At 54.5% G+C, this 21,587-nt stretch carries 17 protein-coding genes and 1 pseudogene; 8 read left to right on the top strand and 10 right to left on the bottom strand.

The window, feature by feature from the left end; all coding sequences use genetic code 11:
* The first annotated feature begins 2 nt into the window (after positions 1–2).
* A complete protein-coding gene (locus QMX91_RS04645; RefSeq protein WP_282412328.1) occupies positions 3–629 on the top strand; it encodes a hypothetical protein in 627 nt (208 codons plus the stop codon).
* 1,257 nt (positions 630–1,886) lie between these two features.
* Here the strand turns inward: QMX91_RS04645 and QMX91_RS04640 are convergent.
* From QMX91_RS04640 to QMX91_RS04630, 3 genes are all read right to left on the bottom strand, one after another.
* On the bottom strand, positions 1,887–3,926 hold the full coding sequence (locus tag QMX91_RS04640) for a relaxase/mobilization nuclease domain-containing protein (protein WP_282412327.1): 2,040 nt from the start codon (positions 3,924–3,926) through the stop codon (positions 1,887–1,889).
* Positions 3,923–4,519 (bottom strand): hypothetical protein, encoded by a 597-nt coding sequence (locus tag QMX91_RS04635; RefSeq protein WP_282412326.1) that lies wholly within the window; start codon positions 4,517–4,519, stop codon positions 3,923–3,925. The genes QMX91_RS04640 and QMX91_RS04635 overlap by 4 nt, the downstream gene beginning before the upstream one ends.
* Positions 4,520–4,905: 386 nt before the next feature.
* Positions 4,906–6,558 (bottom strand): recombinase family protein, encoded by a 1,653-nt coding sequence (locus tag QMX91_RS04630; RefSeq protein WP_282412325.1) that lies wholly within the window; start codon positions 6,556–6,558, stop codon positions 4,906–4,908.
* Positions 6,559–6,605: 47 nt separating this feature from the next.
* On the opposite strand from QMX91_RS04630, the pseudogene QMX91_RS04625 reads away from it, so the two are divergent.
* Together QMX91_RS04625 and QMX91_RS04620 are read left to right on the top strand one after the other, a co-directional pair.
* Positions 6,606–6,986: pseudogene (locus QMX91_RS04625) on the top strand (DNA-3-methyladenine glycosylase); the annotation flags it as partial.
* A 189-nt stretch (positions 6,987–7,175) separates the two neighbouring features.
* Positions 7,176–8,492, top strand: coding sequence for a bifunctional DedA family/phosphatase PAP2 family protein (locus tag QMX91_RS04620; protein WP_223007246.1), 1,317 nt, complete (start codon positions 7,176–7,178; stop codon positions 8,490–8,492).
* A gap of 3 nt (positions 8,493–8,495) precedes the next feature.
* On the opposite strand, the gene QMX91_RS04615 is transcribed toward QMX91_RS04620, so the two are convergent.
* The 3 genes from QMX91_RS04615 to QMX91_RS04605 are packed head-to-tail and all read right to left on the bottom strand — an operon-like array spanning position 8,496 to position 10,175.
* Positions 8,496–9,086 (bottom strand): LON peptidase substrate-binding domain-containing protein, encoded by a 591-nt coding sequence (locus QMX91_RS04615; protein ID WP_007960613.1) that lies wholly within the window; start codon positions 9,084–9,086, stop codon positions 8,496–8,498.
* Positions 9,087–9,096: 10 nt separating this feature from the next.
* Positions 9,097–9,813 carry an LrgB family protein gene (locus QMX91_RS04610; protein WP_027612903.1) on the bottom strand — a complete coding sequence of 239 codons (717 nt, stop codon included), beginning with the start codon at positions 9,811–9,813 and terminating at the stop codon, positions 9,097–9,099.
* Positions 9,813–10,175 carry a CidA/LrgA family protein gene (locus QMX91_RS04605; protein WP_095139173.1) on the bottom strand — a complete coding sequence of 121 codons (363 nt, stop codon included), beginning with the start codon at positions 10,173–10,175 and terminating at the stop codon, positions 9,813–9,815. The genes QMX91_RS04610 and QMX91_RS04605 overlap by 1 nt, the downstream gene beginning before the upstream one ends.
* 180 nt (positions 10,176–10,355) lie before the next feature.
* Here QMX91_RS04605 and QMX91_RS04600 point away from each other — a divergent pair, with 180 nt between their 5' ends.
* The 3 genes from QMX91_RS04600 (at position 10,356) to QMX91_RS04590 (ending at position 13,318) form a co-directional block, all read left to right on the top strand.
* A complete protein-coding gene (locus tag QMX91_RS04600; RefSeq protein ID WP_003228575.1) occupies positions 10,356–10,811 on the top strand; it encodes a MaoC family dehydratase in 456 nt (151 codons plus the stop codon).
* Positions 10,812–10,921: 110 nt separating this feature from the next.
* The gene (locus QMX91_RS04595) at positions 10,922–12,649 is read left to right on the top strand and encodes a C13 family peptidase (RefSeq protein ID WP_135296635.1); all 1,728 of its coding nucleotides are present in this window, start codon (positions 10,922–10,924) and stop codon (positions 12,647–12,649) included.
* Positions 12,650–12,676: 27 nt separating this feature from the next.
* The gene (locus QMX91_RS04590) at positions 12,677–13,318 is read left to right on the top strand and encodes an oxidoreductase (RefSeq protein WP_007968134.1); all 642 of its coding nucleotides are present in this window, start codon (positions 12,677–12,679) and stop codon (positions 13,316–13,318) included.
* Between the two features lie 132 nt (positions 13,319–13,450).
* On the opposite strand, the gene QMX91_RS04585 is transcribed toward QMX91_RS04590, so the two are convergent.
* The 4 genes from QMX91_RS04585 to QMX91_RS04570 all read right to left on the bottom strand — a co-directional run bounded on the left by QMX91_RS04585 (position 13,451) and on the right by QMX91_RS04570 (position 17,786).
* A complete protein-coding gene (locus QMX91_RS04585; RefSeq protein WP_282412324.1) occupies positions 13,451–13,735 on the bottom strand; it encodes a YceK/YidQ family lipoprotein in 285 nt (94 codons plus the stop codon).
* Complete coding sequence (ubiX, locus tag QMX91_RS04580) at positions 13,728–14,375, bottom strand: flavin prenyltransferase UbiX (protein WP_007968137.1); 648 nt, start codon at positions 14,373–14,375, stop codon at positions 13,728–13,730. Before ubiX ends, QMX91_RS04585 begins: the two co-directional genes overlap by 8 nt.
* Positions 14,372–15,721, bottom strand: a complete 1,350-nt coding sequence (gene mpl, locus QMX91_RS04575) for a UDP-N-acetylmuramate:L-alanyl-gamma-D-glutamyl-meso-diaminopimelate ligase (RefSeq protein ID WP_282412323.1) — start codon at positions 15,719–15,721, stop codon at positions 14,372–14,374. The genes ubiX and mpl overlap by 4 nt, the downstream gene beginning before the upstream one ends.
* 157 nt (positions 15,722–15,878) lie before the next feature.
* A complete protein-coding gene (locus QMX91_RS04570) occupies positions 15,879–17,786 on the bottom strand; it encodes a sigma-54-dependent Fis family transcriptional regulator (protein ID WP_282412322.1) in 1,908 nt (635 codons plus the stop codon).
* 479 nt (positions 17,787–18,265) lie between these two features.
* On the opposite strand from QMX91_RS04570, the gene QMX91_RS04565 reads away from it, so the two are divergent.
* A complete protein-coding gene (locus QMX91_RS04565; RefSeq protein WP_025108675.1) occupies positions 18,266–19,786 on the top strand; it encodes an aldehyde dehydrogenase family protein in 1,521 nt (506 codons plus the stop codon).
* A 304-nt stretch (positions 19,787–20,090) separates the two neighbouring features.
* Complete coding sequence (gene eat / locus QMX91_RS04560; protein ID WP_098965792.1) at positions 20,091–21,461, top strand: ethanolamine permease; 1,371 nt, start codon at positions 20,091–20,093, stop codon at positions 21,459–21,461.
* Positions 21,462–21,587 lie beyond the last annotated feature (126 nt).

The raw sequence follows: 21,587 nt of genomic DNA, 5'->3' as shown, positions 1-21,587 counted from the left end.
GTATGGATAGCTTAGTTCTTGAATTGCAGAGAGACGCCTTAGATAGAAGCATTCATATCACCGACCTTTTGAGAAAGGCTTTGCTTGTATCAAAAAAACTGAAAATTAAAGACATCGAAGAGTGGATAAACGACGAACTGAATGGATACAAAGAAAACTCGATACCAGAATACCGAATTATTCATGGACAATTAAAGGCATTAAATCCATATAGAGGCTGGGTTCCCGTTATGGTTAATCAAGAATGGGAAGAAATGATTTGCCAACAGAGAGTATTCCTTTCAGTAAGTCAGATTGAAAACCTTGTAGCAGAATCAGAGGGTGGAAATTTTTTATATAAATTTACTGCCGATATGGCACAAGCACTGACGGAGTTGGTCGGACAAAATTTTGAGTATGCTCTACACGTACCTATTCATCACTTGGTTCGGATATTAGACACAACAAAAACGAAGATTTTAGAATTTGCCTTGGACTTGGAATCCAAGGGGATTTTGGGTGAGGGGATGACTTTCACCAAGGATGAGCAGCAGTTGGCCCAAAGCGTTACATACAATACGATAAATATTGAGAGGATGGAAAATTCTCAAATACAACAAGCAGCAGAAAAATCAGAACAGTTGAGATAAATAGCAATAGATTTACAGGAGCAGGACGGCGTATACGGAGTTGATCAAGTCGTCCATTTTTGGTCAAGGTCGATTTTTGTGGTTGAACTTGTTCAAACATGAAAATTGAGCACGCATAAATTTTATGTAAAAGCTTCGATTAAGGTCTAACCCAAATTTTTAAAAATTGTAAATCATTGTCCGACCTTAAATATATTTTCGCCTTGCTATTGACAACGTTATTTTGCCGTATTTAAGCCATAAATCGAAGGTTTGAGAAAGTTAAAAACTCAAAAAACTCAATGAAAAAATAAAAATAATATCGGACTCAATTTTCAGCGAACTAACGGAACCGGACAAAATACGCTACGTTTTTATTCTCGGTATTGTTATACACGAAAGAAATTTCAGGCTCTAAATAGGTCTATTTTATGAATGTTGATTTTTTTAAAAATTACTGGCCTTCGACGCCTTCCGCCTTGTTGGCGAACTTGGTTCGCAATATCCAGATGGTTTTATACGTTCTTAAATAGGTATTTAAACGTGGACGTGGGATTTTAGGTCTATGACTATCAACCTGTTACACATCGCTTGAATTTGGCCCACTTAAATCTTCGCAGCAGAAAATTTTAAGGGGTTAAGGGTTAAGGGTTAAGGGTTAAGGGTTAAGGGTTAAGGGTTAAGGGTTAAGGGTTAGGTCATGCGGGTACGTGCGTCTTTCTTAATAAATAAGATCTTCTTTATATACTCAAAGCCTTGCGGCTTTTCGCTTTACAATTCCAGAATTGCCTTCGAAGAAGGCTACGCCTTTGATCTTCTCAGGCAAATCTGGTCTTCCTCGTTTCTATTAAAAAAAACAAGTGAAGCCTGACCTGATTTTGCTATTTTCTCAGGGTTTAAATCTGTGATATTCAGTTTAAACTTTGAACACTTAATGGCTATATCAGCACCACATTGGACCCCTGTTCAACACTTTCGTGGCTGGCGGGTTGAGAAATTTCCAATATCCCCATTCTATTTCTCTTGGCTACGCAACGGAACAATCACCTGAATTTCCAACATTGCTTACAGGCGTGAATACTGAATTTATTATAGTTATGGAATTTTACGGCAGAAGGGACTTGAATGATTATAATTATATGTTATAACTTTAATTACAAGTTGAAACTGCCGTTAACAGTATCAACACCGAAGCCTTAATGCTAATCACATTAGGGCTTCACCTTTTCTTATCGTACCATTTAAATATGGAAAGTCAAATAAAGCCCGTGGCGGGCTTTATTTATCATACTTATACAAATGTCCCGGCCCATGTTTAAACCTCTCTTTAATGGCATAATTCATATCATCTGCCACATCTGGATTAATTTCTTCAAGCCTGTCTTTAAGTTTGTATATGTGCTGCCTGCTCCAATATTGGCTTTTTTGTTCTTCGCCCAATAGGCTCGGAATATAGTTTTTGTCAAACTCTCTATGATCATCAATGCTATGGCTTGAATTTCCCGGCAAATGCATTTTTTTCAATGAATTAACTTCGTGTTCAATATCGCATATCAAAGCATTTTCTAATCTTTCAAGCACAACGATTTTAAGCTTATTATCAACTTCATTGTTTTGGATTTTGTCCAAAATCAATAAATGTATGTTGTTGGGTTCTCCTTCAATAACTCCATCTAACGCCTCAATTACGCTGTCAATAATCCCTGAAACAAAGTAGCTTTCTTGATAATCGGATATTAAATCATCAATCAAATCATCATAAGTAGATGGATCAATGATTGGCTGTTCAACGTCTGCTGTCTGTGGCTCAATATCAGCCATGTCTAGCGGTGCTTGTGCTTCTGGCATGTCATTGGTTGGGATAACCGGTTCCGATGCCTCTATGGCTTCATGAGCGGCTTCTATGACTGGCTTTTCAATCTTGGCGATAGCTATCAAGACACCATCAGCTTCTTTGATTTCAATTTCTGGCTTGCCCTTATCTCGAAGGTAATCATTCAATTGTTCAACATCTTCCGCTGAAAAGTCTTTCACGTTAGGCATTAGGAACTGAAAGCCTGATTTGTCAAACAAGCCTAATTCAACTGATTGTTTGATGCCCTCAATGCAAAAATTCTTACTGGCGGATTCCGTTTGAAGTGTCTCGCATGGTGAATTATTAGTTAATACAATCAATGCGTCTCGAATAGTCGATGGGCTTACTTCATGGATAGAAACAGAATTGCTTTCTTTGTTGTGGGTAAATTTATCATACTCATAACCCTTTTTTGATATTGAATAGTAGCGAACAATATTTGAGTGCTCTTCTGCTTGATATTTCTTTAATCTCCATTGAGCCGTGTCTTTTTTTGTTTTTATTATAGGTTCAAAGTCAATTCGTTTACCAATCCATGCAAGGTCATGTTTGATTTTGTTAGGTGTAAACTCTGCCGCCTGCCTAACTATGTCTTTTAGTTGCTCATCATTAAAGTCTTTGAATTTAGACTTTAAAGACTTCATTGATAGATTAACCTGCGATGCTTTTAACGAATTATCGTTGCCGTCAATAAATGAAAATGCAAGATTTGCCGCATTGTCATTATTTATGCGAATGCCGATGTTGTTGGCTTGTAATACTTTGAAAAGTTCTTGTGGTGACTTTGATTTCTTGGCGGTTGACCTGATGAAATCGTTCATCGCTGTAAGTTGGTCAACTTTATCAGCGTAAGCTGTTGGATTATGTTTTTTAAATCGTTGCAAATGAGCTGTGGGAGAATACTGAAAATCATCAAGACGTTGTTGTTCTGCTAATACGCACTTTCTATTTTCAACAACTTCAAGCCCGAATTGCTTTTCAAGCTTTGCTGCAACTCTCTCTTTCTTGTCAAAGTCATTGAACGCTTTTGTTGTGTAGCAATTTCCAAATTTATCTTTGTTTTTCACGACGATATGATAATGAAGTTTTCCATTATCAATGTGATAGTCCGCTACGAATGTTCTTGAACCATAGACCTGCCTGACGTATGACTTTACTGCTTTAAAAGCCTTCTGCTTATCTTCTAGCGTTAGGTTATCAACATCAAAGTCATTAGGTGAGAAAGAAACAATATCGCATAATGCAGCATACTTTTGGCCCTTGCTCAAATCCTCCATAAAGTATTCGGCCATGAAATTACTATATGAATGGTTATCAGTGAATTTATTTACAAAAGGCAGCTTGCATGTATCAGGTTCGTTTTTGTGAAAAGCTTTATTCAAGAAGTAGTCTAAATTGAAAACTATTTCTGCTTTACTAGATAGGTTGGCAGATAAATCTCCTTGTGGTTTTTTGATTATCATACATCACCATTGTTATTGTCCTTTTCTTTGTTGTAGATAACTCTACCTTGAAGATTTACACCATCAAGCAGGTTGTTAACCCTATCCATCAATTGTTCCGCTTGCATTAATCGCTCGTTCAGGGCGTCTAGTGTGCTTTTGAAATTATATTCTTTGCCGTTGCCAAATTTTGCAACACCATTACTGTCTATTTTTTCCAACACTGTTGTTACGTTGATGATAATATTGAAAGCCTTCCCAGTGCCAAATGCCTCGTCGATAATTTTAGCCGCTTCAATTAGCTGAGGGTCTGTATATTCAATGCAGGATGTAACTCGCTTCTCAATTATTTTTTTAACGAGATTGCTTTTGTTGGCCTTCGGGTTCTCTATAAATAGTTTCTTCATGAAAGCTGCACTATCACCTGAAAAGCGAAGATGAAAACTTTCACCTCTCTTTTGCTCGGATAATCTCGAATAGATTTTTTTGAACTCTTTCAACTCACTTTCATCTAGCTTGTTTTTTGACCTGCCATTGAAATGCGTAACTAGAATTTCTTTTGTAATCTCACCTCTCTTTTGTCTTTTGGTATCTGTGTCTTTGACTTTTTTCATATTGAACTCCTAATGTATTTATTTGTTTTATGCTCCTATATTTTTCAAACGAAGTGCGAAAAATCAAGCGTTCTTGGGAACCAAACAATAGATAAATGGGAACCATTTAGCTGTTGGTTGGGAACCAAATAATGAATAAATGGGAACCATTTAAGAGTTATTTGGGAACCAAGAACATTGCTTGCCTAGATAAGTGGCTTATATATACAGTAACATACATTATAATGTTTTCAAGTGAGTGAAAACTTTAAGAAAGTTTTAAAATTGAAAATATATAGGGCAAAAGAAAGGCCACCAATTGGTGGCCGTAATCTGGAAATTAAAGCAACTTATAAAACAATCAAAGTGTCACCCATGCAATAGCATTTTAAAAATCAACAGCTTCATCAGTGGTGGTGGTCATGGTTTAATATTTCTGCAATTTCATCATCACGTTGAATGGGGTTTGTAGTTCTGTATACGTTCTGAATGACTTCGTTATTGATGAATCGCTTGGCACCATTTTTGAACATGATGCCGTAATCATCAAGTTCAAAGTCAATGACTATTTTGCTGATAATCTCATGCAATATGAGATTGATTTTTGAACGAGCTTCATATGTGCCATGAGCTTTTAACTCATCAATGGCGTTGTCCATATTTGAGTTGTAGACATTCAGTTGAGATATTTCATATTGAATAGAGATAGCTTCAATATCTAGGGCTTTTATATCCGTTTCTGCTTGTTTAGCTTGCGTAATCATAAACGAAGGTAAATCGCCATCATTTTCAATAAAGTTTTTCTCAAAGTTTTCAAGTAGCTTTTTCTTTTTCTCAATTTCGGCTTGCGTAGCTCTCTGCTTATTAATTAAATTTTCAAGCGGATTGTTTTCGTGTAATACATCTGCAAGGTTGATTTCTTGAATTGCCCGAAGCATTACATTTTCGAAATCATCGTAGCGAATTCTTTTTGTAAGGCATTCCTTTGTGAACTTGCCTTTTTTACAAATCAAATAATTAACTGGTTTTGGATTTTTTGCACGCTTATCAATGCCGGGATTAAGCAAATGAATAGGGCCATAACAGTCCGCACATATCAATAACCCGGTAAATAGATTGGTGAATAATTTACCTCTGCGTCCTTTTCTAGTTGTATTTGTGGCAGTGATTTGCTGGCATTGGTCAAATACTTCTTTTGTGATTACTGCTGGGAAATAGTCTTCTATTGGTTCGCCAGTGGCGATTAAATCACGTTTTCCAGTGTTTTGTTTCTTGGGTTGATACATGCCATAAACTGCAGGATTTCGAACCAACTTGGAAATAATTGAAGGTTCCCAATATTCTGCACCTTTAAAAGTCGGAAGATTTCGCTCATTCAAGATGTTTTTGATTTTCAGCGAGCCATTACCATTTTGGAATAGCTCAAAAATGAGTTTGACCGTTTCGGCTTTCTCAGGATTAAGGACGTAACGACGGCGTTTAACCTGTTTACCTTTGGTTTCGTCCATAATATAAAAGGTTTCTGTATCAAGCCATGCCGGGGCTTGTGCGGTCATTGCAACCTTATGAGTAGCGGCAAGTTTTCTTTTTTCTTCCCAGTTCAACAAACCTTTGTCGCTTTTATTTTTACTTTCACCATGCGAACGAGCCGCATCAATAGATAAATTGATAATTGTGAAAACGTCATTAACGTCTTCAATCATTTTTTGTTCATTGGGGCTAATAATTGCGAGTTTTAGACCTTTCGACAGGATCGTATTGACCTTTAAAATCGCATCAATAGGGCCGCGACGTGTGAGACGGTCAATGTTTTCCAATGCGAACACATCACCCGGCGAAAATTTCCCTGCTTCGAGATCGGTGAAGAATCGGGCAAGCTGCTTTTGCTCTGCATCGTCGGAGAACGACGAACGCCCAATGTCTTCAATTGCATGACTTTCATCGAGCGAAAGCCCATTTCTTAGGGCAAAATCAGCGATCAGCTTTCGCTGACGTTCAAGCGAAAGTCCCTTCAATTGCTCGCTTGTAGACATCCGAAGGTATGAAATTAACCGTGCCATGTGCTGCCGTCCGTATGATCCGATCTTACAGGTATTATACCTCTGACTTGATCAAGTCCGCCTACCCGTGGGTCGATGAAATCAGTGGGCCGGCGAGTCTGGCGCAGATGCTGCTGAACAATCCCGATGCCCAAGGCCGGCCGCGTCCTTCGCAAAAGCTTTGCGCCGGGCAGACGCTGCTGTGCAAGGCGCTCGGGCTAAAGGTGCCAATGTGGGACGCCAAGCGTTTCGATCACGAGCTGATGCTGGTGGAAGACACCGGGCCGGCGCCGACCCAGATTATCCAGACCACCCGCCTGGGCATCCCCCATGGCCGCGACGAACACCTGATGTACCGCTTCGTCGACGCCGCGTATGCCCAGTGGTGCACGCGGAACCCGCTGCGCCGGGGCCAGGTCGAAGGTCGCGATTATTTTTTGCTGTCCTGAAGTGACACAGGTTTTGAACCCAATGCGCCCTTGTGGGAGCGGGCTTGCTCGCGAAGAGGGCGTGTCAGATACGAGCTCGTTGATGACACACCGCATTCGCGAGCAAGCCCGCTCCCACAGGGTACTGAGTGATTGCTGAAATTTTGTACAGCCTTCGGGACTTATTGAAGATTTGATGGAGTTGTGTGTATGGGCCCATGGCTCGATAGCGTGACCGGGTGGCTCGCCGCCAATCCGCAGTGGCTGGCCGCTGCGGTATTTATCGTCGCTTGCGTGGAGTGCCTGGCAATTGCCGGGCTGATCGTGCCCGGCACGGTGTTGCTGTTTGCCGTGGCCGTACTCGCCGGTAGCGGCGCACTGTCGTTGAGTGAAACCCTGCTGCTGGGCTTTCTCGGCGGGATACTCGGCGATGTGATCTCGTACTTCCTCGGCCGCCACTTCCACCAGAACATCCGCCGCCTGCCGGGGCTGCGCCACCATCCGGAATGGATGGCCGGGGCCGAAACCTACTTCCAGCGTTACGGCATCGCCAGTCTGCTGGTCGGCCGCTTCATCGGCCCGTTGCGGCCGATGCTGCCGATGGTCGCCGGGATGTGCGACATGCCCTTCCCGCGTTTCGCCGCCGTCAGCCTGCTGGCCGCCGCCGGCTGGAGCGTCGCCTATCTGCTACCGGGTTGGGCCACCGGCGCGGCGATCCGCTTACCGCTGCCGGAAGGTTTCTGGCTGCAGGCCGGCATCGTTGCCGCCAGTATTGCGGTGATGGTCGGCATGAGCGTCAACAGCAGCTTGCGCCAGCATCGCCGTGCGACGATCTGGATCAGCAGCATGAGCCTGTTGATTCTGATCGGCCTGTTTATTGGCTATCCGTATCTGCACGCCCTCGACCAAGGCGTGATGACCCTGGTGCAGGAACATCGGCAGCCGATGCTCGATGAAATCGCAGTGACCTTCACCCTGATCGGTGAATTCCGCAATATGTTGATGTTCAGCGCCCTGCTCACCGGTCTGTTGCTGCTGTGCCGGCAATGGCGTCAGGCGATTTTTGCCGGTGGCGTGCTGCTGTGCACCGCGCTCCTCAATACCGTCACCAAACAGTTTTTCGCCCGGGTCCGCCCGGAAGTGCTGACCGATCCGCTGACCAGCTACAGCATGCCCAGCGGTCATGCCTCCGGTTCGTTCGCGCTGTTTCTGGTGCTGGCGGTTCTCGCCGGTCGCGGCCAACCGCCGCGCATGCGCTTGACCTGGCTGCTGCTCGGCTGTATTCCGGCGCTGTCGATTGCTTTGTCACGGGTTTATCTGGGGGCGCACTGGCCGACGGATATTCTGGCCGGCGCAATGCTGGCGGCATGCGTATGTGCGGCGGGCTTGTGGCTGAGTCAGCGCAAGGCGCCGCTCAATGCCATGCCGTTCAAGGTCTGGTGGCTGATTCTGCCGGCACTGCTGGTGCTGTTCAGCCTGTTCGTTCTGCGGCATCTGCCGGACACGATGTTGCGTTACGCCTACTGATACTCAGGCGAACAGCTCGCCCTGCAGCTCATCGAGCAGCGCCTGGATCGCATCCAGTCGCTGCTGCGGATCGTCGAGTTGCAGCAGATCGATCTTGTCTTCTTCGGCGAACGGCAGCAGATACGCCAGTTGATTGGCCAGCGACTGCTGCCCCAACGCTTCGGTGCCCATGTTCAACGCCTCGACCATCGGGTGCTCGGCCAAGGCCTTGAGCAGCGCCACCAGATCGGCGTCTTCGTCCTGCAGCGGTTGCTCCGGCTCATCGTCCAGCCACTCGACGTCGGCGAGGATCAACTGGTCGCGCTGCACTTCGGTGCGCAACACCTGAAAACGCCGCCCGCCCTGCACCCGGATCCCGAGCAGACCGTTGTCCTGTTGCTGGAAATCGGTGATCCGCGCTTCGCAGCCGACCAGGGCAAAGCCCTCTGGCGCAACGCCGACTTCGTGGCCATCGAGGATGCACACCACGCCGAAACCGCCGCCCTGTTTCATGCAGCGGCCGATCATGTCCAGGTAGCGCGCCTCGAATATCTGCAAGTCGAGGTTGCAGCCGGGGAACAGCACTGTGTTGAGCGGAAAAAGCGGCAGACTCATAGACATTTCCTTACACCACCATCGACACCGCCAACGGCAGGAACACCGCCGTGGCCACGCCCATCAGACTCATCGCCAGCGCCGCGAAGGCGCCGCACTCATCGCTTTCCTGCAACGCCACCGAGGTGCCGACCGCGTGTGCGGTCATGCCCAGCGCCATGCCGCGCGCCTCAGGGCTGTGCACGCCGAGCCGGGTCAGCAACGCCGGACCGAAGATCGCGCCGATCACCCCAGTGATCAGCACGAACACCGCCGCCAGCGCCGCCACGCCACCGATCTGCTCGGCCACCAGCATGGCAATTGGCGAGGTCACCGACTTCGGCGCCATGGTCATCAGAATCATGTGCTCGGCACCGAACCACCAGCCGAGCAACACGCCCATGCCCGTGGCGACCACGCCGCCTATCACCAGCGTAGTAAAAATCGGCCAGAACAATTGGCGGATGCGCTTGAGGTTGAGATACAGCGGCACCGCCAGCGCCACCGTCGCCGGGCCCAGCAGAATGCTGAGGATTTCGGTGCTCTTGCGGTACTCGGCGTAGGTCAGGCCGCAGCCGACCAGCACGCCGATCACCACCAGCATCGAGACCAGCACCGGTTGCAGAAAGATCCAGCGGGTTTTCTCGAACGCCGCCAGTACCAGTTGATAGGCACCGAGGGTGATGCCGATGCCGAACAACGGATGATGAATGACCGAAGCCCAGGCGCCTTGCCAATCGAAGAGCATCACGACTCCTCCGAGTGCGGCGCATGGCGCTTGACCAGGCGTTGCATCAGCACCCCGGCGAAGGCCATCGACAGGATCAACGACAACACCAGCGCGCCGACAATGGCCCAGAAGTCAGCGGCAATGTCGCTCGCATAAACCATCACGCCCACCGCCGGCGGCACCAGCAGCAACGGCAGATAGCGCAGCAGGCTGCCGGCCGCGAGGTTCAGCGGCTCGCCGACTTCACCGCGAATGATCAGGAACACCAGCAACAGCAGCAGGCCGATGATCGGCCCCGGCAGCACCGGCAACAGCAAATGGTTGAGTGCCGTGCCGAGCAATTGGAACAGCACCAGCATGGTCAGGCCACGTAACAACATCAGACATCTCCCCCCGCAAGTCCTCGGCATTATAAGCACGGCAGCGCTATGGATCGGCATTCGCCAAAAGCATGGCAGGTTGACCGGAGCAAATCGCCATGTTGATCTACAGTGGTTCGCAGGGCGGTCAAATCCCCCACCTGAAAAACTATAAAACCGATGAACCCAAGGAGAGTCTCAATGCCCTATGTTCCCGTTGCAGAGCTCAAAGATTATGTCGGCAAGGAACTCGGACGTTCCGAATGGCTCACCATCGATCAGGAGCGCATCAACCTGTTCGCCGAAGCCACCGGGGATTATCAGTTCATCCATGTCGATCCGGTCAAAGCCGCGCAAACGCCTTTTGGCAGCACCATTGCCCACGGTTTCCTGTCGTTGTCGCTGATCCCGAAACTGATGGAAGACATCCTTGTGCTGCCGCAAGGCCTGAAGATGGTGGTCAATTACGGTCTGGACAGCGTGCGTTTCATCCAGCCGGTGAAGGTCAATTCAAAAGTGCGCCTGAAAGTCGATCTGGCCGAAGTGACCGAGAAAAAACCCGGTCAATGGCTGCTCAAGGCCACCGCGACGCTTGAGATAGAAGGCTCGGACAAACCGGCCTATATCGCCGAACCGCTGTCGCTCTGCTTCGTTTGAGTCACGGGATGCGAAACAGCGCACGCTGTTTCGCATCAGCGCTGTTTTCCCGGCTGTATAAGGTCACATAGCTGCGGCATACTCGGTCGCCTAATTGCCCGGATCCCGCTATGCGCCCACTCGCTTCTCTTGCACCCCTTGCCCTGACCCTGATGCTCACCGCGTGCGGCGACGGCGAATCGCTGTTGCCCCCGGATGCACGGCTGCCGGACGGCGGACGCTATCGCGGCGAACTGGTCAACGGCTTGCTGCAAGGCCAGGGCCGCGTCGACTACCCCAACGGCAGTTGGTACGCCGGGCAGTTCGACAAGGGCCAATGGCATGGCCAGGGCGAGTGGCACGGCAGCAACGGCGAAGTCTATCGCGGTCAGTTTCAGCAGGGTCTGTTCGATGGCCAGGGCAGCCTGACCACCAACGCCAGCAGTTACACCGGCGGTTTCAAGCAGGGCCGCCGCGATGGCGAAGGCACCCTCAAGGAAAACGCCATGACCTACCGTGGCGAGTTCAAGGCTGACCAGTATTCCGGGCTGGGCCGTCTGGAAATGGACGACGGCAGCTCTTATCAAGGCCAGTTCGCCCACGGCAAACCCAACGGCGAAGGCCAGCGCGGCGACTCTAGCGGCAATACCTTCAGCGGCCACTTCGTCAACGGCCAGCTCGAAGGCAATGGCACATTCAACAGTGCCGATGGCGACATCTATGTCGGCGGCTTCAAGAACAGCCAACTGCACGGCAAGGGCCGCTACGAGAACGCCGACGGCGACGTGTGGCTCGGCCAATTCAAGGAAGGTGCGCTGACCGGCAAGGGCGAACTGATCGGCGCCGACGGCAGCCATTACATCGGCTTCTTCAACGACTGGCGCTTCAGCGGTCAGGGCCGCTTGAACCTGTCTGACGGCAGCTTCTACATCGGCGGGTTCGACGGCGACAGCTACGCCGGACGCGGCACTCTGGTGCTGACTGACGGCACCGTGCTCAGCGGTACCTGGATCAACGGCCAGCGCGTACGTGACGCCGACGGCAAGCTGTTGCCCGACACCCTCGAACTCGGCCTTCTGGCCCAGGGCCGCCTACTCGATAACGCGCTGGCCGCCGTGCCCGCCTCGACGCCGGCAGTCGAGCTGTACACCCTGACCCTCGGTGGCGACGGCAAGCAAAGCGTGTTCCTGCGCGAGTCCGACTACGTCGCCAACATGCTCACCACACGTTTCGGTGCCTACGGCCAGATTCGTCTGGTCAACCACCGCGACCACCTCGTCGACCGGCCGATGGCCACTCGCGAGAACCTGCGCCGCGCCGCGCAGACTTTGGCTGAACGCAGCGGCCCGGAAGACCTGGTGTTCATCTACCTGACCAGCCACGGCACCGCCGAACACGAGCTGGTGCTCGATCAGCCGCGCATGGAGCTGGCCGATCTGCCCGCCGACGAACTCGCCGCCGTGCTCGCGCCACTGAAAAATCGCGACAAGGTGATCGTGATTTCATCGTGCTATTCCGGCGGTTTCATCCCCGCGCTGAAAGATGAGCGCACACTGATAATGACCGCCTCGCGTGCCGATCGCGTGTCGTTCGGTTGCTCGGAAGAAGCCAACTTCACCTACTTCGGCGACGCCCTGTTCGCTCAGGCCCTGAACCAGACCGACGATCTAGAGCAGGCTTTCAAACTGGCCAAGGCCACCGTCGCCGAGCGCGAACTGGCGGATAACTTCGAAGCCTCGGAGCCACAGATCTGGGCACCGAAAACCGTGCTGGCACACTGGCAACTGCTGCGTAAACAGCAGGCCAGAAAAGCGTTGCAGAGTGCTGCATTGAACGACGGAGCAACAAACAGCAACTAAGCTGAACAGTATCAAGGGAGAAACACTATGTACTTGACGCCTCAGCACGTATTGCTTGCCGGAGCCACCGGACTGACCGGTGAACATCTGCTCGACCGTTTGCTCAACGAGCCGACGATCACCCGCGTGCTCGCCCCGTCCCGTCGTCCATTGGCGGAGCATCCGCACCTGGAAAACCCGGTGGGCGACCCACAAGCGTTTCTGCCGCAACTCAGTGGTCGCGTCGATATCGCCTATTGCTGCCTCGGCACCACCATCAAACAGGCGGGTTCCGAAGCCGCGTTCCGCGCGGTGGATCTGGACATGGTGGTGGCCTTCGCCAAACGTGCGCGGGAGATGGGCGCGCGGCACCTGATCGTGATCAGCGCGCTGGGCGCCGATCCGAAATCGTCGATTTTCTACAACCGGGTCAAAGGCGAGATGGAGCAGGCGTTGCGCGCGCAGGACTGGCCGCAACTGACCATCTGCCGGCCATCGCTGTTGCTGGGTGATCGTACCGAACCGCGCTTGGGCGAACAGCTGGCGGCGCCGTTTTCCAAACTGATTCCCGGCAAGTACCGCGGCATCGAAGCCTGCCAACTGGCCCGGGCGATGTGGCGCCTGGCGCTGGAAGAACAGGATGGGGTGCGGATCGTCGAGTCGGATGAGTTGCGCAAGCTCGGCAAGTAAACACCGTACTTTGTGGCGAGGGGATTTAGCGAAACGTCGCACCGCCCCGATCGGCTGCGCAGCAGTCGTCGTTTTTCAGATTTTGGGGGCGCTGCGCACCCCATCGGGGATAAATCCCCTCGCCACACTCCCCTACAATCCGCCAGTCGCCTGAAACCCAACGCCAATCACGGTCAGCAAAGACAACGGCAACAACAGCGTATCGAGCAACGCACTCGCCGGCAGGTCCACTCCCGGATAACTCGGCGCCTCAGCTCCGAAGCGGTCCATCGCACAGCACCCGCCATTCATCACGTACAAATCCAGGCGCGTCCCGGAATACACCACCGGCGCCCCCGGCTTGGCGGCATCCAGCGTGCGCGCGGTGGCGCAGCCGGCCAGTTGCAGCGCCAGCGCAATCATCAACAGCTTATTCATCGCTGCTCAGATGATGCTCGCCCCAACGCGGCAGCATGTCCTGTGGAATGCCCAACAGATTGAGAATCCGCGCGACGACGAAATCGATCAGGTCGTCGATGGTCTGCGGCTGGTGATAGAAGCCCGGCGAAGCCGGCAGGATGGTCACGCCCATGTTCGACAACTTGAGCATGTGCTCCAGATGAATGCTCGAATACGGTGCCTCGCGCGGCACCAGAATCAACTGGCGCCGCTCCTTCAAGGTGACGTCCGCCGCGCGCTCGATCAGGTTGTTGCACGCGCCCGTGGCAATCGCCGACAAGGTACCCGTGGAACACGGCACCACGACCATCGCCGCCGGCGCGCCGGAGCCCGAGGCTACCGGCGACATCCAGTCTTCCTTGCCGTACACGCGGATCTGCCCGGCGGCCGCCCCGGTGTATTCGGTGAGGAACGCCTGCATCATCTGCGGCTTGGGCGGCAGCGTGACATCGGTTTCGGTGGCCATCACCAGTTGCGCGGCCTTGGAGATCAGGAAGTGCACTTCGCGATCTTCCCGTACCAGGCAGTCGAGCAGGCGCAATCCATACTGCGCGCCAGACGCGCCGGTCATCGCCAGCGTGATGCGTTCCGGGCCGCCGCTCTGGGCAAAAGTGTTCATTGCAGTGCCTCGGCGAGTTTGCCGTGCAGACCGCCGAAGCCACCGTTGCTCATGATCACCACGTGAGTGCCGGGCTGGGCCTGGCTCTTCACGCGTTCGATGATGCTTTCCAGCGAGTCGCTGACAATCGATGGCACGCTGCACAGCGCGGCGGTGGCGCCCAGATCCCAACCGAGGTTGGCCGGGGCGTACCAGATCACTTGATCGGCATCGACCACGCTGTCCGGCAGACCGTCACGGTGCGCGCCGAGCTTCATCGAGTTGGAGCGCGGCTCGATGATCGCGATCAGCGGTGCGTCGCCGATGCGCTTGCGCAAGCCATCGAGGGTGGTGGCGATCGCAGTCGGGTGGTGGGCGAAGTCGTCGTAGATGGTGATGCCGCGTACTTCCGCAACTTTCTCCATCCGGCGTTTGACGTTCTTGAATGCGCTCAAGCCGGCGATGCCCATCGCTGGCACCACACCGACATGCCGCGCCGCTGCCAGCGCAGCCAAGGCGTTGGCGACGTTGTGCTGACCGGTCAGCTCCCATTCGACAGTGCCCTGGGACACGCCTTCGAACATTACTTCGAACGCCGAGCCATCGTCTTTGAGCAACCTGACCTGCCACTGACCGCCGACGCCGGTGGTCTGCACCGGGGTCCAGCAGCCCATTTCGATCACGCGCTGCAAGGCCGGTTCGGTGGTGGGGTGGATCACCAGACCTTCGCTCGGAATAGTCCGCACCAAGTGGTGGAACTGCCGCTCGATCGCCGGCAAATCGGGGAAGATGTCGGCGTGATCGAATTCAAGGTTGTTGAGGATCGCGGTACGCGGACGGTAGTGGACAAACTTCGAACGCTTGTCGAAAAACGCGCTGTCGTACTCGTCGGCCTCGATCACGAAGAACGGCGTGCCGCCCAGACGTGCGGACACCGAGAAGTTCTGCGGCACGCCGCCGATCAGGAACCCCGGGCTCATCCCGGCATGTTCCAGCACCCAGGCGAGCATGCTGCTGGTGGTGGTCTTGCCGTGCGTGCCCGCAACCGCCAGCACCCAGCGCCCTTGCAGCACGTGATCGGCCAGCCATTGCGGGCCGGAGACGTACGGCAGGCCTTTGTTCAGCACATATTCCACCGCCGAGTTGCCGCGGGACATGGCGTTGCCGATCACCACCAGATCCGGTGCCGGATCGAGCTGGGCCGGGTCGTAGCCCTGGGTCAACTGAATGCCCTGGGCCTCAAGCTGCGTGCTCATCGGCGGATAGACGTTGGCGTCGGAGCCGGTCACGTGATGGCCCAGCTCTTTGGCCAGAACCGCCATCGAGCCCATGAAAGTCCCGCAGATACCCAGAATATGAATGTGCATAGTCGACCTCGTAAAACATGGCCGCAGGTTAGCGTAGGGTGGGGAAAATCGCACCTGGTGTTTCGCCTGCGCCGACGCCTTCGCGAGCAAGCCCGCTCCCACAAGGTTGGCGCTGATCCTGTGGGAGCGGGCTTGCTCGCGAATGGCGCGACGCGGTTTAACGGGAGATCGCGTGCTTACGAAGCTTTCTATAGAGGGTATTACGGCTGACCCCGAGCTGCTGCGCGGTCTGGGTCATGTGCCAGCGCGTTTGCTCCAGCACATCGAGCAACGCCAGACGTTCGGCATCTTCCAGCGGATGCTCGGATTCAACCGACTTCAGTTCCAGCGTTGGCCGCCCCTGCCGAATCATCGCCGGCAGATCCTCCAACCCGATTCGCCCTTCATCACACAATGCCGCCAATGTGCGCAGAACATTGCGCAACTGCCGAACGTTGCCCGGCCAGGTGAAGGCCAGCAACGCCTGGCGCGCCGGGTCGTCGATCACGATTGTTTCGCCGCCGGCCTCCTCGGCCAGCAGGAAATCCAGCAACTGCGACTTGTCGCTACGCTCACGCAGCGCCGGCAGCGCGACCTCCAGCCCATTGAGCCGGTAATACAGATCTTCACGGAAGCTGCCGCCTTCGACCCGCTCCAGCAGATTACGGTGAGTGGCGCTGATGATCCGCACGTTGACCGCCTCAGGCTCGCCGCCGATCGGCACCACCTGCCGGTCTTCCAGCACTCGCAACAACCGGGTTTGCAGCGCCAGCGGCATGTCACCGATTTCATCGAGAAACAACGTGCCGCCATCGGCCTGCTGCAGCTTGCCGCGCATGCCGTCCTTGCGCGCGCCGGTGAAACTGCCGCCGCGATAACCGAACAGCTCGCTCTCGATCAGGCTTTCCGGGATCGCCGCACAATTGAGGGCGACGAAGGCTTTGCTGGCGCGCTGGCTGGCGTGATGCACAGCCTTGGCAAAGGCTTCCTTGCCGGAGCCAGTTTCGCCATTGATCAGCAGCGGCACGTCGCGTTCGAATACCCGCAACGCCTTGCGGAAATCCGCTTGCAGCGCCGCGTCACCGAGGCAAATGTTCGTCAGCGGTTGAGGCTTGGCCACGATCGGGGCCGGCATGATCGGCACCGGTTTGCGCGATTCGCCACGCAGCAAGGCAAACAGATGCCGTCCGTCGCGGGTGCGCAGCGGCCAACTGGCGCTGGCATTGGCGCTGGCCCGACCGAGCAACTCGTCCAGCGAACAATCGAAAAATGCTTCCACCGGTTTGCCGAGCAAACCACCGCGAATATGCCCGAGCAGGTTCAGCGCGCTCTGGTTGACCGCGCTGATCCGCCCTTCCCCGTCAAACGCCAGCAGCCCTTCGCTGAACAAGCCGACGGATTCGGCCTGAAGATGGAAACGCAGCAGCCACTGGTTATCGAAGCAACGCAGGAAATAGCAGCTCTCGATCATCTTCGCCGACAGATTGACCAGCGCCATGGTGTGGAACTGGCTCTGCCGCGAAACGTCGTGGCGCGCCGAGGACACGTCGAGCACCGCCAGCAGTTCGCCGTGCGGGTCGAACACCGGGCTCGCCGAGCAGGTCAGGCCGGTGTGGCGGCCGCGAAAGTGTTCGTCCTGATGGATGGTCAGTGCCTGGCGCTCGACCAGACAGGTGCCAATGCCGTTGGTGCCTTCGCAGGCTTCGCTCCAGTCGGCGCCGAGCCAGAGGCCGGCACGTTCGAATATTTTGCGCTCGGCCGGTGCGGTGACGCAGTTGAGGATCACCCCGCGCGCGTCGGTCAACAGCACCGCATGACCGGCGCCCGACAGTTGTTGATGCAGGCTGCTCATTTCATTGCCGGCGATCTGCAACACCTGTTGCAGACGTTCGCGGCTTTCAAGCACGCGCCCGTGTTCGAGCACGGTGGGCGCCATGGTCAGGGCCGGATCGAGGTGATAGTCCTCAAGACAGCGCAGCCACGAGCGGGCAATCGACGGATCGGCCCCGGGCCCGTGCAGGTGCGGCTTGCCCTGACTGACGGTGAGAACCTGCTGGGCATGGCGACTCAAATGGTTATCGTGCATTTCTTATTATTCTCCCCGAGATCAGTGCCGCCTCTTTATTGGCTGGCACATACCTTGTGGTGAGGGGATTTATCCCCGATGGGTTGCGAAGCAGCCCCAATCAAACCAACGTGGCTTCTTAGATTCACCGCGTACACCGGATTTACGACTGCTGCGCAGCCGATCGGGGCGGTGCGACGTTTCGCTAAATCCCCTCGCCACAAGGGGTGCATCTGGGCGATTGGCAGTCAGCATCCTCCAGCCATCGGCGCATTGCAATGCTGGCAAGACCAGCCGGTCACTGGCTGTGCCAAAAGCGGTACAAACTGTCACCCCCTCTGTACCGAAACCATCACAGGCGCCGCCCGCCCGTCCGACAAAAAATACGCAAAGCCTTGATTTGCCTGCCCTGCACGGCAGTGGCCCGACCTTTGCTCTACGCTTATAGCAAGCGCACTTGCGCGTTTCTCTAATAAGTACAAAGCCAAGGAGAACAAATCATGCGTTACGCTCACCCCGGTACTGAAGGCGCCAAAGTCTCGTTCAAGAGCAAGTACGGTAACTACATCGGCGGCGAGTTCGTCGCGCCTGTCAAAGGTCAGTACTTCACCAACACCTCGCCAGTGAATGGCCAACCGATTGCCGAATTCCCTCGCTCCACTGCCGAAGACATCGACAAGGCACTGGACGCCGCCCACGCCGCTGCCGATGCGTGGGGCGCGACCTCCGTGCAGGCGCGCTCGCTGATCCTGCTGAAAATCGCCGACCGCATCGAACAGAACCTCGAACTGCTGGCGATCACCGAAACCTGGGACAACGGCAAAGCCATCCGCGAAACCCTCAACGCCGACATCCCGCTGGCGGCCGACCATTTCCGCTACTTCGCCGGTTGCTTGCGCGCGCAGGAAGGCAGCGCTGCCGAAATCGACGGCAACACCGTGGCCTATCACATCCATGAGCCGCTGGGCGTGGTCGGCCAGATCATCCCGTGGAACTTCCCGCTGCTGATGGCCGCGTGGAAACTCGCTCCGGCACTGGCCGCCGGTAACTGCGTGGTGCTCAAGCCTGCCGAGCAAACCCCGCTGGGCATCTGCGTGCTGATGGAGCTGATCGGTGATCTGCTGCCACCGGGCGTGCTCAACGTGGTGCAAGGTTTCGGCAAAGAAGCCGGCGAAGCCCTGGCCACCAGCAAACGCATCGCCAAGATCGCCTTCACCGGCTCGACCCCGGTCGGCTCGCACATCATGAAATGCGCCGCCGAGAACATCATTCCATCGACCGTGGAACTGGGCGGCAAGTCGCCGAACATCTTCTTCGAAGACATCATGCAGGCCGAACCGACCTTCATCGAAAAAGCTGCCGAAGGCCTGGTGCTGGCGTTCTTCAACCAGGGCGAAGTCTGCACCTGCCCGTCCCGCGCGCTGGTGCAGGAGTCGATCTACGACGAATTCATGCAAGTGGTGATGAAGAAAGTCCTGCAAATCAAACGTGGCGATCCGCTGGACACCGACACCATGGTTGGCGCGCAGGCGTCCGAGCAGCAATTCGACAAGATCCTGTCGTACCTGGAAATCGCCAAGGGCGAAGGCGCCGAGCTGCTGACCGGCGGCAAGGTGGAAAAACTCGAGGGCAATCTGGCGACCGGGTATTACATCCAGCCAACCCTGCTCAAGGGCACCAACAAAATGCGCGTGTTCCAGGAAGAAATCTTCGGCCCGGTGGTGAGCATCACCACCTTCAAGGACGAAGCCGAAGCCCTGGCGATCGCCAACGACACCGAGTTCGGCCTCGGCGCCGGCCTGTGGACCCGCGACATCAACCGCGCCTATCGCATGGGCCGTGCGATCAAGGCCGGTCGTGTGTGGACCAACTGCTACCACCTGTACCCGGCGCACGCCGCGTTCGGCGGGTACAAGAAGTCCGGCGTCGGCCGTGAAACCCACAAGATGATGCTCGATCACTATCAGCAGACCAAAAACCTGCTGGTGAGCTACGACATCAATCCGTTGGGCTTCTTCTAAAACCCGGGGGCGATACAGATATTTCTGTGTCGCCTGTTCAACCGCCTTCGCGAGCAAGCTCGCTCCCACAGGGATCTGAATTCGATCTCAATAATGGGTTCACCACATAAACCTGTGGGAGCTGGCTTGCCAGCGATGGCGTCCTAAATGACACGACACAAGGCCTGGCCGCTCTGGCACGGCCCTTGCGTACCCGTCATTCAGGTTTTGCACAAAAACTGCCGCTGCGTGAACAGCATCCATCCACCTCAACCGCTGCACCCGAAAGTCCAACAGATCGAACAATAAAAAACAGAGAGGACTTATGACTTCCACCACACAGCTCAAACCCACACTCGGCACCCTGCATTTGTGGGGCATTGCCGTCGGCTTGGTGATTTCCGGCGAATACTTCGGCTGGAGTTACGGCTGGGGCACCGCGGGCACCCTCGGATTTCTGGTCACGGCGCTAATGGTCGCGACCATGTACACCTGCTTCATCTTCAGCTTCACCGAACTGACCACCGCGATTCCCCACGCGGGCGGACCGTTTGCCTACAGCCGCCGGGCGTTCGGCGAAAAAGGCGGGTTGATTGCCGGCATCGCCACGCTGATCGAATTCGTTTTTGCCCCACCGGCGATCGCCATGGCCATCGGCGCCTACCTCAACGTGCAGTACCCGGAGCTGGATCCGAAGGTGGCAGCGGTCGGCGCGTATTTCGTGTTCATGACCCTGAACATCCTCGGCGTCAGCATCGCCGCGACTTTTGAGCTGGTGGTCACTGTGCTGGCGGTCGCCGAACTGCTGGTATTCATGGGCGTGGTCGCGCCGGGCTTCAGCTTCAGCAACTTCGTGCTCAACGGCTGGTCGGGTGCCAACGAGTTCACCCTGGGCTCGATCCCCGGAATCTTTGCCGCGATCCCGTTCGCGATCTGGTTCTTCCTCGCCATCGAAGGCGCGGCCATGGCCGCCGAAGAAGCGAAGGATCCGAAACGCACGATTCCCAAGGCCTACGTCAGCGGCATCCTGACCCTGGTGTTCCTTGCCATCGGCGTGATGGTGATGGCCGGCGGTGTCGGCGACTGGCGCCAACTGTCGAACATCAACGATCCACTGCCGCAGGCGATGAAAGCGGTAGTCGGCAACAACTCATCGTGGATGCATATGCTGGTGTGGATCGGCCTGTTCGGCCTGGTGGCGAGTTTCCACGGGATCATCCTCGGCTACTCGCGACAATTCTTCGCCCTCGCCCGCGCCGGTTATCTGCCGAAGAGCCTGGCCAAGCTGTCACGTTTCCAGACCCCGCACCGGGCGATTCTGGCCGGTGGTGTGATCGGCATCGCGGCGATCTACAGCGACGGTCTGGTCAATCTGCAAGGCATGACCCTGACCGCAGCGATGATCACCATGTCGGTGTTCGGCGCGATCGTGATGTACATCATCAGCATGCTCAGCCTGTTCAAACTGCGCAAAACCGAACCGAACCTGGAACGCACCTTCCGCGCCCCGGGCTATCCGGTGGTGCCAGCAATTGCGCTGTTTCTGGCCGTGGTGTGCCTGGTGGCGATGGCGTGGTTCAACACGCTGATCGGCTGTGTGTTCCTTGGCTTCATGGCCGCTGGTTATCTGTACTTCCAGCTCACCGCCAAGCAACGCGCCGAAGCCCCGGCAGACGCTATGCTCGAAGGTATCTAGTTGCACCGGCACCGGGCCTGTCGCCCGGTGCCCGCTATATAGAAGTGCATGAAGGTCCCCTGTGGGAGCGGGCTTGCTCGCGAAGGCGTCGTGTCATCCAACAACGATGTCGTCTGACACGACGCT

Source organism: Pseudomonas sp. PS01299 (genome assembly GCF_029960145.1).
GTDB classification, from domain to species: Bacteria; Pseudomonadota; Gammaproteobacteria; order Pseudomonadales; family Pseudomonadaceae; genus Aquipseudomonas; species Aquipseudomonas putida_A.
The sequence above is the reverse complement of the archived record's forward strand: the minus strand, read 5'-3'. Positions and strand labels throughout refer to the sequence as shown.

Coding starts and splice junctions, on each gene's coding strand:
- eat (WP_098965792.1), top strand. CDS start 20,091: ATGACTTCCACCACACAGCTCAAACCCACACTCGGCACCCTGCATTTG.
- QMX91_RS04595 (WP_135296635.1), top strand. CDS start 10,922: ATGCGCCCACTCGCTTCTCTTGCACCCCTTGCCCTGACCCTGATGCTC.
- ubiX (WP_007968137.1), bottom strand. CDS start 14,375: ATGAACACTTTTGCCCAGAGCGGCGGCCCGGAACGCATCACGCTGGCG.
- QMX91_RS04570 (WP_282412322.1), bottom strand. CDS start 17,786: ATGCACGATAACCATTTGAGTCGCCATGCCCAGCAGGTTCTCACCGTC.
- QMX91_RS04645 (WP_282412328.1), top strand. CDS start 3: ATGGATAGCTTAGTTCTTGAATTGCAGAGAGACGCCTTAGATAGAAGC.
- QMX91_RS04630 (WP_282412325.1), bottom strand. CDS start 6,558: ATGGCACGGTTAATTTCATACCTTCGGATGTCTACAAGCGAGCAATTG.
- QMX91_RS04620 (WP_223007246.1), top strand. CDS start 7,176: ATGGGCCCATGGCTCGATAGCGTGACCGGGTGGCTCGCCGCCAATCCG.
- QMX91_RS04610 (WP_027612903.1), bottom strand. CDS start 9,813: ATGCTCTTCGATTGGCAAGGCGCCTGGGCTTCGGTCATTCATCATCCG.
- QMX91_RS04605 (WP_095139173.1), bottom strand. CDS start 10,175: ATGTTGTTACGTGGCCTGACCATGCTGGTGCTGTTCCAATTGCTCGGC.
- QMX91_RS04590 (WP_007968134.1), top strand. CDS start 12,677: ATGTACTTGACGCCTCAGCACGTATTGCTTGCCGGAGCCACCGGACTG.
- QMX91_RS04635 (WP_282412326.1), bottom strand. CDS start 4,519: ATGAAAAAAGTCAAAGACACAGATACCAAAAGACAAAAGAGAGGTGAG.
- QMX91_RS04615 (WP_007960613.1), bottom strand. CDS start 9,086: ATGAGTCTGCCGCTTTTTCCGCTCAACACAGTGCTGTTCCCCGGCTGC.
- QMX91_RS04565 (WP_025108675.1), top strand. CDS start 18,266: ATGCGTTACGCTCACCCCGGTACTGAAGGCGCCAAAGTCTCGTTCAAG.
- QMX91_RS04640 (WP_282412327.1), bottom strand. CDS start 3,926: ATGATAATCAAAAAACCACAAGGAGATTTATCTGCCAACCTATCTAGT.
- mpl (WP_282412323.1), bottom strand. CDS start 15,721: ATGCACATTCATATTCTGGGTATCTGCGGGACTTTCATGGGCTCGATG.
- QMX91_RS04585 (WP_282412324.1), bottom strand. CDS start 13,735: ATGAATAAGCTGTTGATGATTGCGCTGGCGCTGCAACTGGCCGGCTGC.
- QMX91_RS04600 (WP_003228575.1), top strand. CDS start 10,356: ATGCCCTATGTTCCCGTTGCAGAGCTCAAAGATTATGTCGGCAAGGAA.